Source organism: Pseudohaemophilus parahaemolyticus (genome assembly GCF_938021905.1).
Classification (GTDB): Bacteria; Pseudomonadota; Gammaproteobacteria; order Enterobacterales; family Pasteurellaceae; genus Haemophilus_A; species Haemophilus_A parahaemolyticus_B.
In genome coordinates this window covers 1-17176 of record NZ_CALIFA010000024.1, presented here as the reverse complement: position 1 = coordinate 17176, position 17176 = coordinate 1, and the positions used below count along the sequence as shown (strand labels likewise).

At 42.1% G+C, this 17176-nt stretch carries 13 protein-coding genes and 1 pseudogene; 8 read left to right on the top strand and 6 right to left on the bottom strand.

Translation table 11 applies throughout. The annotated features are described in order from the left end of the window. Positions 1-60: 60 nt before the first annotated feature. Positions 61-1335, bottom strand: coding sequence for a threonine synthase (gene thrC / locus QMF79_RS01760; RefSeq protein WP_281772520.1), 1275 nt, complete (start codon positions 1333-1335; stop codon positions 61-63). A gap of 261 nt (positions 1336-1596) precedes the next feature. Here thrC and mgsA point away from each other — a divergent pair, with 261 nt between their 5' ends. The 5 genes from mgsA to hflX all read left to right on the top strand — a co-directional run bounded on the left by mgsA (position 1597) and on the right by hflX (position 6805). Beyond that, a complete protein-coding gene (gene mgsA / locus QMF79_RS01755; RefSeq protein WP_005707685.1) occupies positions 1597-2058 on the top strand; it encodes a methylglyoxal synthase in 462 nt (153 codons plus the stop codon). 18 nt (positions 2059-2076) lie between these two features. After that, a complete protein-coding gene (yccS, locus tag QMF79_RS01750) occupies positions 2077-4317 on the top strand; it encodes a YccS family putative transporter (RefSeq protein ID WP_281772519.1) in 2241 nt (746 codons plus the stop codon). Positions 4318-4577: 260 nt separating this feature from the next. Continuing rightward, on the top strand, positions 4578-4991 hold the full coding sequence (locus QMF79_RS01745) for a hypothetical protein (protein ID WP_281772518.1): 414 nt from the start codon (positions 4578-4580) through the stop codon (positions 4989-4991). A gap of 133 nt (positions 4992-5124) precedes the next feature. Beyond that, positions 5125-5409 carry an RNA chaperone Hfq gene (hfq, locus tag QMF79_RS01740; RefSeq protein WP_281772517.1) on the top strand — a complete coding sequence of 95 codons (285 nt, stop codon included), beginning with the start codon at positions 5125-5127 and terminating at the stop codon, positions 5407-5409. A gap of 4 nt (positions 5410-5413) precedes the next feature. Then, a complete protein-coding gene (gene hflX, locus QMF79_RS01735; RefSeq protein ID WP_425591875.1) occupies positions 5414-6805 on the top strand; it encodes a ribosome rescue GTPase HflX in 1392 nt (463 codons plus the stop codon). Between the two features lie 197 nt (positions 6806-7002). Here the strand turns inward: hflX and recN are convergent, their stop codons facing one another. The 4 genes from recN to QMF79_RS01715 form a co-directional block, all read right to left on the bottom strand. Next, on the bottom strand, positions 7003-8682 hold the full coding sequence (gene recN, locus QMF79_RS01730; protein ID WP_281772516.1) for a DNA repair protein RecN: 1680 nt from the start codon (positions 8680-8682) through the stop codon (positions 7003-7005). 177 nt (positions 8683-8859) lie between these two features. After that, positions 8860-9900: a 23S rRNA pseudouridine(2605) synthase RluB gene (gene rluB / locus QMF79_RS01725; RefSeq protein ID WP_281772515.1), complete on the bottom strand. Its 1041-nt coding sequence runs from the start codon at positions 9898-9900 to the stop codon at positions 8860-8862. Positions 9901-9948: 48 nt separating this feature from the next. Further along, positions 9949-10566: an L-threonylcarbamoyladenylate synthase gene (locus QMF79_RS01720; protein ID WP_281772514.1), complete on the bottom strand. Its 618-nt coding sequence runs from the start codon at positions 10564-10566 to the stop codon at positions 9949-9951. A 277-nt stretch (positions 10567-10843) separates the two neighbouring features. Continuing rightward, positions 10844-11590 (bottom strand): M48 family metallopeptidase, encoded by a 747-nt coding sequence (locus QMF79_RS01715; RefSeq protein WP_005706955.1) that lies wholly within the window; start codon positions 11588-11590, stop codon positions 10844-10846. Between the two features lie 87 nt (positions 11591-11677). On the opposite strand from QMF79_RS01715, the gene QMF79_RS01710 reads away from it, so the two are divergent. Next, complete coding sequence (locus tag QMF79_RS01710; protein ID WP_281772513.1) at positions 11678-12385, top strand: tRNA1(Val) (adenine(37)-N6)-methyltransferase; 708 nt, start codon at positions 11678-11680, stop codon at positions 12383-12385. Positions 12386-12542: 157 nt separating this feature from the next. Here QMF79_RS01710 and gshAB read toward each other — a convergent pair whose 3' ends face one another. Beyond that, positions 12543-14828, bottom strand: coding sequence for a bifunctional glutamate--cysteine ligase GshA/glutathione synthetase GshB (gshAB, locus tag QMF79_RS01705; protein WP_281772512.1), 2286 nt, complete (start codon positions 14826-14828; stop codon positions 12543-12545). A 323-nt stretch (positions 14829-15151) separates the two neighbouring features. On the opposite strand from gshAB, the pseudogene QMF79_RS01700 reads away from it, so the two are divergent. Then, positions 15152-16558: pseudogene (locus QMF79_RS01700) on the top strand (MDR family MFS transporter). Positions 16559-16668: 110 nt separating this feature from the next. Continuing rightward, positions 16669-17049: a cupin domain-containing protein gene (locus QMF79_RS01695; protein WP_040218818.1), complete on the top strand. Its 381-nt coding sequence runs from the start codon at positions 16669-16671 to the stop codon at positions 17047-17049. The last annotated feature ends 127 nt before the right edge of the window (positions 17050-17176 follow it).

The window sequence follows — 17176 nt, the reverse complement described above, 5'->3', positions numbered from 1 at the left end:
CTGCACCCCAAAAGTTAGACTAAACTTCTAACTGATTAAGGTGCAGATTTTTTATTTAATCTACTTCAACAAATACTCACGCAATGTGGCGAAATCTGCTGGCATTGTGTCGGATAACAATTCCATTTTATTGTGTTTATCCAACGCTTCTGGCAATGGTAACTCAATGTCTAAAATGCGTTCTACTGACTCTTTAAATTTCGCTGGGTGGGCTGTGCAGAGGAAAATGCCTGTTTCGCCCGCTTGAAGTTGGTCTTTCAACACTTGGTAAGCAATTGCACCGTGTGGTTCGCAGAGGTAGCCTTCCGCATATTGTGCTTTTAATGCGGCTTCAGTTTCTGCATCGCTTAACGCATCTGAACCTAAATCTGCTAAGCTCCAGCCATTGCGTTTGAAAAGTTCTTCCACACGTGGCCAGTTGTTTGGACGACTCACATCCATTGCATTTGAAAGCGTTGCCACCGTTGCATTTGGCTCCCATTTGCCTGATTTTAAGTAGCGTGGAACGGTGTCATTTGCATTGGTTGAAGCGATGAAACGCTTGATTGGCAAACCTAAAGTTTTTGCAATTAAACCTGCGGTTAAGTTGCCGAAGTTGCCACTTGGCACAGAAACGACCACTTCTGAACGTTTCTCTTTTGATAATTGTGCCACGGCTTCAAAATAGTAGCATACTTGAGCAAGCAGGCGGCTGATATTAATTGAGTTTGCTGAGTTTAAGCCAATCGCTTGGCGAAGTTCTGCATCATCAAAGGCTTGTTTCACTAACGCTTGGCAAGCATCAAAATCAGACTCAATCGCCACGGTACGGATATTACCGCCAAGGGTACAGAATAATTTTTCTTGAAGCGGGCTGATTTTGCCTTTTGGATACAAAATCACCACATTGATGTTCTCTAAACCATAGAAAGCGTGTGCCACTGCCGCACCTGTGTCGCCAGAAGTTGCGGTTAAAATGGTAATTTTGCCCTCACCACGCACGGCACTTAATGCTTGTGCCATAAAGCGACCGCCGAAATCTTTAAATGCGAGTGTTGGGCCGTGGAAAAGCTCTAACGCATAAATATCATCATTCACACAAGCAAGTGGTGCAGGGAAGGTAAACGCATTTGCCACCATTTTATGGAGTGTCTCTCTCGGTAATTCATCCCCAATTAACGCACCTAAGATTTTTTGGCTACGTTCAACTAATGGTAAGGCTAAAAGTGCATCAATATCATCAAATTTTGGCAACACTTCAGGGAAGAAAAGCCCCTGATCTTTACCTAAACCTTGACGCACGCCCTGTGCGAAATTTACTTGTTCTTCTGGGTGCTTGATGTTGTATAAATTCATTCGGAATGTCCTTTACTATTTATGGAGTTATGCGTAGGGGCAGGGGTTATCCCCGACCAAATATATTAAAGAGCAACATTGTTGCTAAAAACTATCTGGATTTTTAACTATTATGCGAGCTTAGTCAATCTCAAGCGGTCAGATCTTAAAATTTTTTGCAAATCGCAGGAATTATTCCCCATTCTTGGCTTTGGGCTTGCTAACCTTTTCCAAATAGGGGTATGATTTTACTATCTTGCGAAAAAGCAAAAGGAGCAAAAAATGTACAAAACTACTCGCAAAATTGAATTACACAAACGCATTGCCTTAGTGGCACACGACAGCTGCAAACAGAGCTTATTGGCGTGGACGAAAAAACACGCTGAAGCCTTGAAGCCGCATACTTTATACGCCACTGGTACAACGGGCAATTTACTTTCTTGTGAAACAGGCTTGGAAATTCACGCTTTATTGAGCGGCCCGATGGGCGGCGATCAACAGTTGGGAGGATTGATTGCCGAGAAAAAAATCGACTTGATGATTTTCTTCTGGGATCCGATGAATGCTGCTCCTCACGATCCTGATGTAAAAGCCTTAATGCGCATTGCGACTGTCTGGAATATTCCCGTAGCAATCAATGAAGCAACCGCTGATTTCTTATTACACTCTAGCTGTTTTAACCACGAAGTAGAGATTGAAGTGCCTGATTACGATCGCTATTTGACGGAACGTTTACAGCGTTAATGGACTAAAAATTAAACAATGAAAATTGCAACAAAAATGCCATCTCATTGGTTGAGTGCTCACGTGTTGAGCACTTTGCCAATTTTTATTACCACCAACCTTGCCGCTATTGGTATCTGGTTGCTTAATATTTCTGAGCACAGTATGCCATTGATTTTGGGCATTATTGCAGGCGGTTTGGTAGATTTAGACAACAACCTTTCTGGGCGATTTAAAAACCTTATCATTACCCTGATTGCCTTTGCGATTTCGTCCGCAGGGGCAACGCTTTCTTTGGAATTTGGCTGGCTTTTTGTACCGCTTGCGGTGCTCAGCACCTTTATTTTGGTCATGCTCGGCAGCATTGGGCAGCGTTATAGCACCATCGCTTTTGGTACGCTCGTTGTATCTGTTTATGCCTCGCTTACCTACACTCCCGAAACTACTTGGTACACCAATACATTGCTGATTTTAGCGGGGGCATTGCTTTATGGTTTGGTGGCGATGTTAGTGTATATCGTCTTTCCAAACCGCACGGTACAAGAGAATTTGGCGAAATCTTACGAAGCCTTGGGTAGATATTTACAAGCGAAAGCTGCCTATTTTGATCCCGATGATGACGATGTCGACGCGAAACAGCGTGCTTTAGCCCGTGCGAATAGTGAAGTAGTACAAGCATTTGAGCAAACCCGCGTGTCGCTTTTCTATCGCTTGCGCCGCCATAATCGCCAAACTCGGACGCAAAAAATGTTGCGTTATTACTACACCGCTCAAGATATTTTGGAGCGAGCCAGTTCGAGCCATTATCAATATCACGAATTTTTCCAGCACCTCAAAAACAGCGATTTGATTTTCCGTTTCAAACGCGTGTTGGAACTGCAAGCTATGGCGTGCCAAAAAGTCGCGGTGGCGTTGCGTTATGCGGAACGTTATCAGCACAGCTCTCGCGGGGAAAAAGCAATGCAAGGCTTATTTAATTCGCTCAATTATCATCAAGAACAGGGGCTAAAAAGTGCGTATCGCTGGCAGTCGATTGCGGAAAATTTACGCAATATTGAAAGCCAACTTTGCCAGATTGAGCACAGCCAAAGCGAACGAGAAGAGGGCATGGAACAAGCGGTTAAAATGAGCAATAAATTTGCATCTAGCAAATCGCAGCATCTTTCTAACCGCTTGTTGGCGGAAAATGTGTCAGGTTTTCGCAATATGTGGCAAACCATTCAAAGCCATTGCAACCTCTCATCGCAACTTTTTCGCCACGCCATCCGTTTATCGGTCGTGGTAGGGTTGTGTAGTGCCATCGTGCCAATTTTCCATTTAGACGGCAAAGGCTACTGGGTGCTACTCACAGCAATTTTCGTCTGCCAGCCGAACTATTCGGCAACTAAGAAACGTTTAGGACAGCGGGTTATTGGCACTATCTTGGGCGTGTTGGTCGGGATGCTGTTGAGGGAATATTACCTTACTTCCACGCTGGAAGCCGAGCTGGGCTTGATTGTGATTACCGCCAGCCTTTACACCTATTTCCGTTTCCGTCATTACAGTTTCTCAACCTTCTACATCACGCTGTTGGTGTTGGTAAGCCTTGATATTATTGGCATTGGTGCAGATGAGGGCATTTTACCGCGGGTGATTGATACGTTGGTCGGTACATCAATTGCGTGGTTTGCCGTCTCTTTTATTTTCCCCGATTGGAAGTACATCAACCTCAAGCAGAATCTCAAATCGACCATTTTGGCGAGCAGTAACTACCTACGCCACGTCATCGCACAGCTGCAGTTTGGCTATAACGAACAGTTGCCATACCGCACCGCTCGCCGCGAAGTGCATAACTACATTTCTGCTTTGAGTTCTGCGGTGTCAAACCTAGACAGCGAACCGAAAAAATACCAAGCGATTTCAGCAGTTGCCCCGAATTTACTAGGTATAAATTATACTTTACTTGGCTATATTTCTGCACTGGGTGCCTATCGCATCGCCAGCCCGACGCTGAATCAACAGGTGGATTTTTCCGCGATTTTCTTCTCACACGGACGGGAAGTGGCAACCATTATCGGACAGATGGCAGAGGGCAAACGTTCACCTGCAAAATTGGAAGCAAATTTAACCGCTATTGATAGCGATCTTGCCCAATTTGAGCAAACACATCACGAAAAACAGGACGAATTGAGCTTGGTGCTCATCCAACAATTACGCCTGATAGTGCAACTCCTTCCACAATTACAACATTTGATGCAAGAGAATGCACTAGGCGAGTTGGAAAGAGAAACAGAAGAATAAATATGATAATAGCTAGGTTTTCTAGCCATTTTTTATTCTGCTTTTCAGAATAGTTTATTCCCGTTTTATTGATTTTTCAGTCAAAAAAGCCACGTATAATCATGCTCAATAAAGAGCTATTTATCGAAGAAAAAGAAATTCTTCAACCACAAGCGGGCAAGATTTTAGTGAAAGTAGCATAATAAGCCTAGAATTGAGAAAAAGTGCGGTGAATTTCATCGCACTTTTTTTGTATAATAAAAGAAAAAAGGAGGAAAAACGTGCAACTCAAGAGTGCAAGAGAAGGTTTCTTTTTAGCGGGGCTTTATAACTTTATTGGTGTTTTAGGCTTTACCCAATTTTTTACTGATACCACTTTAATATATAACGATCCGATTGTTTTCTCATGGCTCGGGCAAATTTCGATTTTGCTTTGGGGATTGGCGTATTGGTCGGTCGCTAAACGTTTCTGGCAAGTACCAGTTTTACTTTGGGTTTTTTGCGTAGAAAAATTGGTTTACTTCGGCGCTTGGTTACATTGGTTGCTGACTACACCAGAAAAATTAGATGTGCTAGCAGGGCAATCGATGATCTATTTCTGCTTTTTCGCGAGTTACGGATTTGGCGATTTCCTCTTTGCGATTTTCTTTGCAAGAGTGGCGGTGGGGAGTATGAGAGGGAAGTTTGAGATTTGACGCAACTCATCGGAGTCTGAAAATGATAGCGAACCAAATCGAAACGTGATAATATTTCAAGCGTAGAATTTGATGTTCTACGCTCGAAAAAATGGAATTCCACATAACAATAAAAAGCAAAGAGGAAATGAATATGGCAAAAGGTCAATCATTACAAGACCCTTACTTAAATGCACTACGTCGTGAACGTATTCCAGTTTCAATTTATTTAGTTAATGGAATCAAACTACAAGGACAGATCGAATCATTCGACCAATTCGTTATTTTATTGAAAAACACGGTAAGCCAAATGGTTTACAAACACGCGATTTCAACTGTGGTGCCTGCTCGAGCGATTTCTCACGGCAATAACCACAATTCACACACTCCAGTGCAAGTGACACAAACCGTTGAAATTGTTGAAAACGTAACGGAATAAGATTATTAACACTTCAAATCTTACTCAAAATGATTTACCAAGCGATGATGAAAATCAGCCGCTTGGTTTCTCTTTTTCTAAAACCCCACAAAATTCATCTCTTGAACACTCTCATCAAGCAGATAAAGCAATTCTGGTTCATCTCTATCTTTCCCAGCAAAAAGATACTGAAAATCTGGCTGAATTTCACACTCTTGCCGAATCAGCTGGCGTAGAAATTTTAAGCATACTAACCACTTCCCGTTCTAGCCCGCATATCACCTATTTTGTCGGTAAAGGCAAGGCGGAAGAGATTAAACAAGCGGTCGAAAATTTGGGAGCAACCCTCGTGCTGGTTAATCACGAATTAAGCCCTTCACAAACACGGAATTTGCAGTCTCTCTGCAATTGTCGCGTGGTAGATAGAACAGGCTTGATTTTAGATATTTTCGCTCAGCGTGCTCGTAGCCACGAAGGGAAATTGCAAGTGGAATTGGCTCAGCTTAAGCATCTTGCGACTCGTCTAGTACGTCGTTTAGGTAATCAAGATCAGCAAAAAGGGGGAGCTGTTGGTTTACGTGGGCCAGGTGAAACTCAGCTGGAAACAGACCGCCGTTTGATTAAAGTTCGCATTCAACAACTGCAAAATCGTTTGGCGAAAGTAAGTAAGCAACGTGAGCAAAATCGCAAAACTCGCCAGAAAGCGGACATCCCAACCATTTCTCTTGTAGGTTATACTAATGCAGGGAAATCAAGCCTGTTTAATTCGATTACGCAAGCAGGCGTTTATGCCGCTGATCAGCTCTTTGCAACACTTGATCCAACGCTAAGAAGAATGCAAATTCAAGATGTGGGCACCACTATTCTTGCTGATACCGTAGGTTTTATTCGCTTTTTGCCACACGATTTGGTCTCTGCATTTAAATCTACCTTGCAAGAAACAGTTGAAGCCAGCCTCTTATTGCACGTGATTGATGTTGCAGATGAACGCAAAAATGAGAATATCCAAGCAGTAAATCAAGTATTGGAAGAGATTAGTGCTGCAGATATTCCGACTCTTTTGGTTTATAACAAAGTAGATAAACTAGACGGCATTCAACCTTTTGTTGAACGAGATGATGAAGGCAAAGTAACCGCGGTTTACCTTTCTGCTCAATCTGGTGAAGGTATCGATCTGCTTTTTGAAGCAATTCGCGAACGGTTACGCAACGAATTAGTGCAAGAAACGCTTCTTCTTCCGATAAATTCTGGCAATCTTTATACGCTTTTCAAACAACAAAACGGTATTAAAACCGAGCATTTCAATGAATTTGGCGATCGCATTATCAACATTGAAATTGACAAAGTGCAGTGGAATAAATGGGCGAAGCAATATCCTGAATTGATAGAGTGTATTGAGTTGGCGAAGTGGAGATAAAATAATTCGGTATGATGTAGCAGTTGCACAAGTCATTTTTTTTTATCTAAATATCATCGTTCTTGCCCGTAGCAACTATGGTTACCTAAAACCATCGTTGCAACAAAAACATCAAGTTAATCGTTTCATTAAGCAACTGCTACATAATACCGAAATCATTAACTTTCTCTAAGAGAGTTTATTACTAACCCCTCGTACTATTCAATCTCAGCCAAACTCAACATTTCCTGAGCATTCGCTAATACCGCATCAGTAATTTTGCTACCACCTAATAAACGAGCTAAGGCATTGACTCGTTCTTGTTCAGAAAGCAAGCTCATCTGCGTTTCGGTTTGGTTATCTTTCACATATTTTTGCACATTGAAATGTTGATGCCCGTGACTTGCCACTTGTGGTAAGTGGGTCACGCAAAGCACTTGGCATTTATTACCTAATTGGCGTAATAATCTGCCTACAGTTGTAGCAGCAATACCACTAATTCCCACGTCCACTTCATCAAAAATAATAGTCGGTGTCGAAAGTTTATTCGCGGTTAAAACTTGTACGGCAAGAGAAATGCGCGAAAGCTCACCACCCGAAGCAATTTTAGCGAGAGGCTGAGCATTTTGCCCCAAGTTACTGCGTAAGTTAAACTCAACAAAATCTGCCCCATTTGCTGTGAGTTTTTTCACATCGTGCTGAATATCAATATAAAATTCGCCATTTTCCATCGAAAGTGCTTTGATTTGGCTAGTTACTTGTTCTGCCAATTTTTGAGCAGCAGATACTCGCTCTTGATAAATTTGTTCTGCTAACGCTACACATTCACGGTATGCTTTTTTCTCATCTGCAATCAGTTGATCTTCGTTATCTTCAAAATCAACGAGTTTTTGTAGCTCATCTTGCAATACACTATGATGTTGCCATAACTCATGTGGCGAAACATAGTGTTTTTTCGCTAGCGACATCGCACGAGAAATACGTTCATCCAATTCCGCTAATAATTCAGGATCTTGCTCAATACTATCTGCCAATGCACGCACTTCCGAGCTTGCCTCTTGCACTTGAATCAAGGCTTCATTAAGCATATCAAGCGAAGATTGATAGTTTGCATCCACATCCACCAAATCTTCCAAATATCGAATAGCGTTGTAAATCAGAGAATCAGCATTCGAATTATCATCACTCAATAAATCCAATACTGATTGCGACATTTCAGTAAGCTCTTCAGAATTGGACAAACGAGTATGCGTCTCTTCCATTTCTTCAAATTCGCCCTCTTTAATATCGAATTCATCCAATTCATCTACCTGATATTGCAACAACTGCTTACGAGCCTCATTCTCTTTGCATTGTTGGCGAAAGTTTTTCACTTGCTGATGTAATTTTCGCCATTTGTTGTACTGCTCTTGCATCTTGCCAAGCAAGTTATGAATGCCCGCATAATTATCTACAAGCTCAAGCTGATACTCACTTTTCAACAGCAATTGTGGTGCGTGCTGACCGTTTAAATGGATCAAATATTGCCCTAACTCACGTAATTGAGAAATCGGCAATGGACGATTATTCACAAAAGCCTTCGAACGTCCCTCAAGGTTAATCATTCGGCGTAAAATGCATTCGTGAGAATTCTCTTCATCTAGTAATTCATGCTCTTTCAGCCATAAATAGGCAGGGCTATTGGGCTGCATTTGGAAAGTCGCAGTGATGTCGGCCTTATCTGCACCATTACGGATCATACTACTCTCAGATCGATAACCCAAACAAAGCCCAAGGGCATCAATCGCAATGGATTTCCCCGCCCCCGTTTCGCCCGTAATGACTGACATTCCTTCGGAAAGCTCAAGATTAAGATGGCGTACAATCGCAAAATTGTTGATAGTGAGTTGAGTAAGCATACAAAATACCTGTATAAATAGTAACTTGTGTTATATTACACTTGATTTAATATACAGTAAAGTATTTTTATACAATAAAAAGTCTAAAATAAAGGACTAAGCCCTGTAGATTACAGCACTTAGTCCTTGAATTAAACAAGCCTATTTTTAAGGGCTGCTAATTAACTCATATCTAAATTAGTTTTTTACTTTATATTTTGTATGCTGCTTGACCGCCTTACGAATTTGACGGATGCTAGTGCGTCTTCTATTTTTAGTCACATCTACTTTGGTTTCAGTTTCTGGTAGGAGTCCAACTAATTCACGCAGATAGTTCACTTGCTCAAGCCCCATCTCTTCCCAGCCCCCACGTGGTAAGCTTTTTTCGAGCTTAATGTTACCGTAGCGAATGCGGATCAAACGGCTCACTTCCACTTCTTGCGATTCCCATAAGCGACGTACTTCACGGTTGCGACCTTCGGTTAGAGTCACATCAAACCATTGGTTGATACCTGTACCGCCTACCGCCTTAATTTGCTTGAAGTTAGCGGGACCATCTTCCAGCTGCACTCCTTTGCGTAAGCGTTGTAACATCGCTTCGTCCACGTTGCCGAATACACGTACGGAGTATTCACGCTCTACTTCACGGCTAGGGTGCATTAAGCGGTTGGCAAGTTCACCATCAGTGGTAAAGAGTAATAAGCCCGAAGTGTTGATATCTAAACGCCCCACCGCAATCCAGCGTGAGCCTGTTAAACGTGGTAAGCGGTCGAAAACGGTCGCACGCCCTTCAGGATCAGAGCGAGTGCAAAGTTCGCCTTCAGGTTTGTAATACATCAACACGCGACAAATTTCTTTTTGGGTTGGGATGATGTTGATTAAGTGCCCGTCGATACGGATTTTGGTGGCTGAGCTTAATGCCACGCGGTCGCCAAGTGATGCAATTTTACCGTCTACACTCACGCGTCCTGCCGCAATTACCTCTTCTAATTCACGGCGTGAACCTTGCCCCGCACGGGCTAAAATTTTCTGCAATTTTTCGCCAACGACTTTCTCTTTTTTCTCTGTCGTTTTATCTAGAGAAGCGGTCGGTTTTGCAATTTTTTTTGCAAGCGGACGAGAAGTTGGGCGAGCCGCACGCTGTTCATTACGTTCCGCTAAGCCTGGATTTTTTGCTCCTTTTTTCTCATCAGCTTGACGATTAAATGTTGGTTTTTGTTTATTTTGAAAGGTTTTCATTGTTTGTCCTTGTCGCTTTCACAAGCGTCTTAATTTTTAAAAATAGAGCTAGATAAATGGTGTAGTATCGCCCGATCCTTCACGAAGAATCTCCGGACTATCGCCAGTTAAATCAATAACTGTAGTTGGCTCAACGCCTAAATAACCACCGTGAATAATTAAATCCACTTGGCGTTCTAAAATAGCACGGATTTCTTCGGGATCCGACTGTGTTATTTCTTCGCCAGGTAACATCAAAGAGCAAGAAAGTAACGGTTCGCCAAGTGCAGCAATCAATACTAATGCAATCGCATTATCTGGCACTCGAATTCCGATGGTTTTACGCTTAGTTTGTAGCCTACGTGGCACATCTTTGGTAGCAGGTAGAATAAAAGTGTACGGATTCGGCACGTTATTTTTCATCAAGCGATAGGCTTGATTATCCACCATCGCATAGGTAGAAAGCTCCGATAAATCGCTACACACCAGCGTGAAATTATGATTTTCAGGCAGTTGGCGAATTCTTACGATGCGTTCCATCGCTGATTTTTCGCCAATCCCACAACCAAGAGCATAGCCTGAATCGGTCGGATAAATAATCACACCACCTTTACGAATAATTTCAACCGCTTGGTTAATCAAACGAGGCTGCGGATTTTCAGGGTGAATGTAGAAAAATTGACTCATAGCAACTCCTTTTGTGTTCCGCTAAATATTTCTGCTGACATTAATATGGGGGAGATTATACACCAGAATCGCCTTTCCCTATAGAAGATCAGGCTTAATCTGACAAATCACAATAAAAAGTAAGCGTTTCCACAAAACGATTTTTCAGGCGTTTTATCAGGTTACCTTTAGAGAGCTATCTACAATTTGACCGTAAAAATCTGTACTTTAATCAGTTAGAAGTTTAGTGCAATATTTGAGGTAAAGATCGCATTGTATCCGCCCTTATGTATATTAGCTATCGACCCGCTTTGTAAAGCTTCATCGCATCAGGAATTAAACGTTCTAGATTTTTTTGCCGATCTGCATTTGAAGGATGGGTAGAGAAAATCCCACCACCGCTACCACCAGCTTGGCTCATTTTTACCCACACATTTGGTGCAGCCGAAGGGTTATACCCTGATTTTGCCATCAACATCAAGCCCACTTCATCGGCTTCTGTTTCTTGGCTGCGTGAAAACGGTTTATTCGCAATTAAATCAGTTCCAACACTTAACAAACCTTGAGTATCAACACCCGTTGTTGCAGTCACTGCCGCATCTGCAACTTGTCCCACAATACCTGTAATCAATGTCACATTACGAGAAGATTTACCGTGTTCTTGTAAGGCGTGAGCCATTTCATGCCCCATTACGGTAGCAATCTCATCATCATTCATATTGAGCTTTTCAACCAAACCCGTATAGAAGCCCATTTTGCCACCAGGCATTGCCCACGCATTAAGTTCATTGGTACGAAAAACAGTAATTTCCCATTGGAATGGTACGCCCGTTTTATTTTCTTGTTCTGCATAAGGTTTCATTTTGTTAAAAATTTTATGTACCCGTTGAGCAGTCACGGAGCTAGTATCAATCGCTTTGGCATTTTGTTGTTTCATTTGCCTATAACCTTGCGAAGCTTCTGCGTTAATTTGTTGCGTACTCATACAAGCGGTCAAAAAAGTACTCAGTATTGCGACTAATGCAATCTTTTTTAATGGTTTCATTGTATCCTCATTTAAATCTCTGTCTTAGGTTGTCGAAGATGAAAAACAATGAGATTATAGCCCATCTTTCTACAAAATAACCCCAAAATGAAAAAATCAGGATTTCAATTTAAAAAATTTTTTATCGCCCACGATAGATGTGCGATGAAAGTCAATACAGATGGCATTTTGCTTGGAGCAATGGCGGAAATAAAAAATGCCAAGCAAATTCTTGACCTCGGTACAGGTACAGGCTTGATTGCGATAATGCTTGCACAGCGAACGGAGGAAAATTGTGACATTACTGCCCTTGAGTTAGAGCCAAATGCTTACCAACAAGCGGTTGAAAATGCACAACATTCTACGTGGAAAAGGAGAATTTCTATTCAACAAGGCGATATCTTTGAGAGCGATTTTCCACAAAAATTTGATCTGATTGTGTCGAACCCGCCCTATTTTCGTAACAGCCTTGCCAGCCGAACTGCAGAACGCGATCTTGCCCGCAGTCTTCAAAAGAGCCATTTTGATTGGTTGATGCAAGCGAAAAAATGGCTTTCTCAAACAGGGAAAATCAGCTTTATTTTGCCTACTCAAGAGGCGGAAAAACTGCTCGAACAGAGCAAAAAAAGCGGATTATTTTGCACTAAAATTTACCAAATCATCACGAAAAATGGGCAATCTCCGAAACGATTGATTTTAACCTTTCAGTTTGAACATTTGGATTGCAAAATTAAACCGCTTGTGATTTATAACGAACAAAACCAATACACGCCCGAATTTCTGGTTCTGACCCGTGATTTTTATTTAAAAATGTAACTTAAACCCCAATTAAAGGGAGTTTATATGCACCGAATCTATAGCATTGTATAGAGCTATGCTCATTATACTTATCAAGTCGCCTCTGAGCTCGTCAGAGGCAAAATCAAATCCTGCAGTCCAATAAATCATGTTTCTTTTGCTAAATGTTTATTAATTAAATCACCTCAGGAAACAACATCTTAATCACATTTTTAGTCAATCGTCTTGATTTACCTTGGTATGGGAAGATATGCATCATCATCATTGGGTTGAAGTTAGCTTCAATCACGCCCCAGGAGCTAAGCGATGACTCGGCAGGTTTCGTTAAATCAGGAATAATCAAATCCACTCCGCACACTTTAGCCCCCATCGCGTGGGCGATGCCGACGGCAAGTTGTTTATAGCTATCATGCATTTGGTCGGTCATATCAATGGAGTCGCCACCCGTGCTGATGTTGGAATTGGCACGTAGTTGCACAATTTGACCGCTTGCAGGCACGCTATCTGGCGTTAAGCCTTGTTCTTTAAGCTGCAACAATTCAATGTCTCCCAAAGCAATTTTTTTCAGTGGCGAACGGGATCCATCGCCACGCAGTGGGTCAGTATTTTTTGCATTGACCAATTCACGCACAGTTTTTACCCCGTCGCCCACCACGTTGGCAGGCACACGGAGCAATACCGCCAAGGTTTCATCGCCTAGCACGAAGAAACGATATTCTGTGCCGACCAAATAATCTTCCACCATCACTTCTTTGTCTTCGCGGAAAGCAATTTCAATCGCTTTAGCGAAGTCTTCGCGGTTGCTTACGCCTTGTTGGAAAATTGTAATACCTAAGCCGTAGTTGGTGGATTTCGGTTTAATTACTACCGCTCTGCCTTCAAAGAGCGGATAGTGCGCCACGGCTTGTTCCACATTGGTAAACTCAATGCTTTTCGGCACATTAAAACCTGCCTTCGCTAATACTTTTTTGGTCACCACTTTGTTTTCCATAATCAGTGGTGAAATGTATTGGTCGTGGCTGGTCATATTACCGTTTTTGACGTATTCGAGATGATCGCCAAATTTAAGGGCAAGGAACTGATCGTTTTCGTCCAAAATTTCCGTACTAATGCCTTGTTGAATCAAATCGAATAGCAACGCTTGAGTAGAAAGCTCCATATTGTCGAATGCCGAGAGAGCATAAAAACGCTCGAAGGCTTGGGCTTTATATTGTTGTGCAAGTTTTGCACCTAATGCTTTGTAACTGCCTGCTTGTTCAATCGCCTTCAGCAATTTACCGTTTACTGTTTGGCTTGGGTCGGCAAACTGTGCCAATTTTTCTTCCGCAACTTTTACCACACTTTCGTCCGCATTGATGGTTTTCAGCATCTCAATAATTTGGTGTAATACCGCCTCGCCTTCCGCTTGGAATACCGTTGGTTCACGCGGATCTTCAAGGGCAACTTGATACAAACGTTGTTTGCCAAGTTCCACCTCTTTTTGACCGCCTGTTTCATCTAGCCAGAGCATTCCGAGCAAGAAACTGTGAATAAGTTTTGCATCGCTTAAACTAATTCCATATGGCTCAAACGGGTTTAAGTCAAATAGGCGGAATTCGGCATATTGCACGCCTTTTTCCAGCAATTCGCGAGCTTTTTTAGCCCCACGCAAACGCACATTGGAATAGAACTCTTTTTCTGCAATCAAACGACCTGCTTTCACTTGTTCTTCTAACGTTTCCACATAGCTTTTAAGACTGTCGTGGTTCACCACCACATCAGGCGAGTTGACATAACCGTAAGGGCTAGAGCGTAGGCTTCGCACCAATTGTCCTGCTGCAAGCGGTGAATTTTCAACACCGTTTCTCGAAAAATAATTGGCTTCCACCATTGGCGTTGCCGCTAGCAGATAAACCAAAATCCATTGATAACGCAGGAAGTTGTTCGCCAATTTCATATATAAGGCGTTTTGGAAATCTTTGAGTTCCGTATACTCATTTTGTAAGCTGAACACTGCTTTCACAAATTCAGGTGAGAGTTGGAAGTTGTAATGAATACCGCTCACCATCTGTTTATATTTGCCATAATTTTGCGAGAGATGTTCTCGATATTTTACGTCTTCCACGTTATCAAGCTGAGCTTCTTGAATCGCACTTTCAGGCGGCAAGCCTGCTGGCATACTGAACGGGAAAATGAATTCCTGTTCAGGCAAAGAACGTAAAACAACTTCGTGAATCGCAGAAAGCCAACGTAGGCTATCTTCAAGCTTATTATTTGGCGGGGTTATCAATTCTAGCTGACTTTCTGCAAAATCGGTTTGAATATAAGGGTGGTAAGCACGATTACCAAACACTGCGGGGTGTGGTGTTGTGACAATATTGCCGTTTTCATCAATACGTTGACTCTCTTTTTCCAAGCCAAAACTGCCTTGTTGAAACAGTAGTCCCAACTGATTTTGCTTAATCCATTGCTGTAATTTCATTTTGTGTCCTTTTAAGAGGAAAATTATTGTCCACATCATAGCACAATTAAAGGTAGAGTAAATTGCTCAGGTTTATAAGCAAATGGAACGGAATAGAATTTTGGGTTATATCAAGGTTTTGTATATTTTTACATAGTATAATTTACAAACTAATTTCTTCGTTTTAACTTCTGCCAAATCTCCCCTCCCCTTCTTTGCTAAAGAGGGGTAGGGGAGATTTACTTGCTGTGCTCACACTCGATGCCATTGCTAAGGCAACGTTCAAACGCAAGCGTTTGTGGCAGTAGTGATTAGCGGAGCTTATAATAAATTAAGGATCGCAAATGCCCCAATCTCAACCTCGTTCCCAAAACTACAAAGGTCTCGCTTGGGGGGGCTGCAATGGCTCTTTTTATGCAAAGCCTCGATGCCACCATCTTCAACACCGCCCTGCCTAGCATTGCATCAGATTTGCATAACCAGCATTTGAAATGCAGATGGCAATTATCGCCTATTCTCTTTCGGTGGCTCTTTTTATACCGCTTACCGCTTGGGCAGCGGCGAAATTCGGCACGTTGACGGTTTTCCGCAGTGCAGTGGCGACTTTTGTATTGGGCTCCATTGGCTGTGCATTTGCTCCTAACCTTAACGCCCTTGTGCTTGCACGCGTGGTACAAGGCATTGGCGGTGCTTTTATGATGCCCGTTGCTCGCCTTGCTATCATTCAAGTAGTACCGAAACAACAATTACTTAATGCGTGGAATTTAATGGCAACCGCGGGGTTAGTTGGCCCGATTTTAGGTCCGATTCTTGGTGGCTGGCTTGTAATGAACGCCAGTTGGCACTGGATTTTCTTAATCAACATCCCCATTGACTTGCTTGGTATCATCGCCTCTGGACATGTCATGAATAACAGCAAAGGCGAAGAGAAAAAGCTAGATTGGACAGGCTTTTTGCTCTTCTCACTTAGCCTTGTTGGGCTCACATTAGGTTTAGATTTGCTTGGCGAAAGCGAACGAAACAGCATTATCACTTATAGCTCGCTTGCCCTCGGTTTTGGTTTATTGCTTGCTTACGGTTTTTATGCCCACAATAACGAAAAGGCGATTTTACCGCTCTCGCTTTTCCAGACTCGCACCTTCAACCTCGGCATTATCGCCAATATTTTTATCCGCCTTTCAAGCTCAGGCATGCCATTTTTGCTACCGCTCATGTTTCAACTTTCATTTGGTTATAGTGCAGAAATGTCGGGCTGGTTGCTTGCACCGATTGCGTTGATGTCCGTGATTTTCAAAACCTTGATTGGGCGCATCTTAAACCGCTTGGGCTACAAAACGATACTCTTAATTTCCTCAATGTTAATGGCGGGGTCAGTGGTTTCAATGGCGTGGATTGATCAACAAACTTCGCTTATTTGGATAGTAGTGAATTTAATGTGGTATGGGGCTTGTATGTCGATGATTTTTACCGCAGTAAATACATTAGCAGTTGGCGACTTATCCACAGAACAAGCGGGCACAGGCTCAACCGTGCTTAGCATTGTACAACAGCTCGGAATTGGCTTTGGTATTGCGGTTTCATCCATTATTTTAAACCTTTACCGCCACCATTTCGGTAATGAGGGCGAAGGCTTACAACAAGCCTTTAGCTACACTTTCCTCACTTCAACCATTTTTGCAATCATCCTTGTCTGGACGGTATTGAAATTGCATAAAACGGATGGGGATCATTTGAGAAAAAAGATGCAATAAAGAGTTATTTTTGTGATGCTTTTTGTGTTTGAGAATAATTTGCATTGAAATGGTTGAGTAAAAGTGTCAGAATTAGGACATCTAATTCAAAACACAAAAGGAGACTTGTTATGAAAAAAGTGTTATTAGCCTCATTACTCAGCTTTGGTATTGCCTCTATTGCACAAGCAGATATTGGTGTAGTAAAAGATGGCTTCGGTAAAATTATGCAAACGGAACAGTTTACCGTGGTGAAAAAAGCCTTGAAGAAAGGAGAGCAACTAAAACGTCATAACCATGAAGGCGATAGTGTGATTTTTACCGTACTAAGCGGAAAAATGAATGTGGTATTGAATGACAATGAAAAACATGAAATCAACGTAGGGCAAGTGCTTAACTTTGATGGAAAATACTTTATTCAAGGCGAAGCTGCGGAGGACTCAGTCATTATGGTGACATTAGTTGAGGTAGATGATGCCCCACATGAGCATCATCACGATCACAAACACTAATTAAAGCAAAAGCGGTTCAAAATGGTAAAGCTTTTACCAAATTGAACAGCTTAGTGATCTGCACCCCAAAACCTGGACACCTAATTTGAGGTGCAGATTATGTCCTACTCTTATCAATTTCGTTTGA

Coding starts and splice junctions, on each gene's coding strand:
- QMF79_RS01715 (WP_005706955.1), bottom strand. CDS start 11,590: ATGAAACCATTAAAAAAGATTGCATTAGTCGCAATACTGAGTACTTTT.
- yccS (WP_281772519.1), top strand. CDS start 2,077: ATGAAAATTGCAACAAAAATGCCATCTCATTGGTTGAGTGCTCACGTG.
- rluB (WP_281772515.1), bottom strand. CDS start 9,900: ATGAAAACCTTTCAAAATAAACAAAAACCAACATTTAATCGTCAAGCT.
- QMF79_RS01710 (WP_281772513.1), top strand. CDS start 11,678: ATGAAAAAATCAGGATTTCAATTTAAAAAATTTTTTATCGCCCACGAT.
- recN (WP_281772516.1), bottom strand. CDS start 8,682: ATGCTTACTCAACTCACTATCAACAATTTTGCGATTGTACGCCATCTT.
- hfq (WP_281772517.1), top strand. CDS start 5,125: ATGGCAAAAGGTCAATCATTACAAGACCCTTACTTAAATGCACTACGT.
- thrC (WP_281772520.1), bottom strand. CDS start 1,335: ATGAATTTATACAACATCAAGCACCCAGAAGAACAAGTAAATTTCGCA.
- QMF79_RS01695 (WP_040218818.1), top strand. CDS start 16,669: ATGAAAAAAGTGTTATTAGCCTCATTACTCAGCTTTGGTATTGCCTCT.
- mgsA (WP_005707685.1), top strand. CDS start 1,597: ATGTACAAAACTACTCGCAAAATTGAATTACACAAACGCATTGCCTTA.
- gshAB (WP_281772512.1), bottom strand. CDS start 14,828: ATGAAATTACAGCAATGGATTAAGCAAAATCAGTTGGGACTACTGTTT.
- QMF79_RS01720 (WP_281772514.1), bottom strand. CDS start 10,566: ATGAGTCAATTTTTCTACATTCACCCTGAAAATCCGCAGCCTCGTTTG.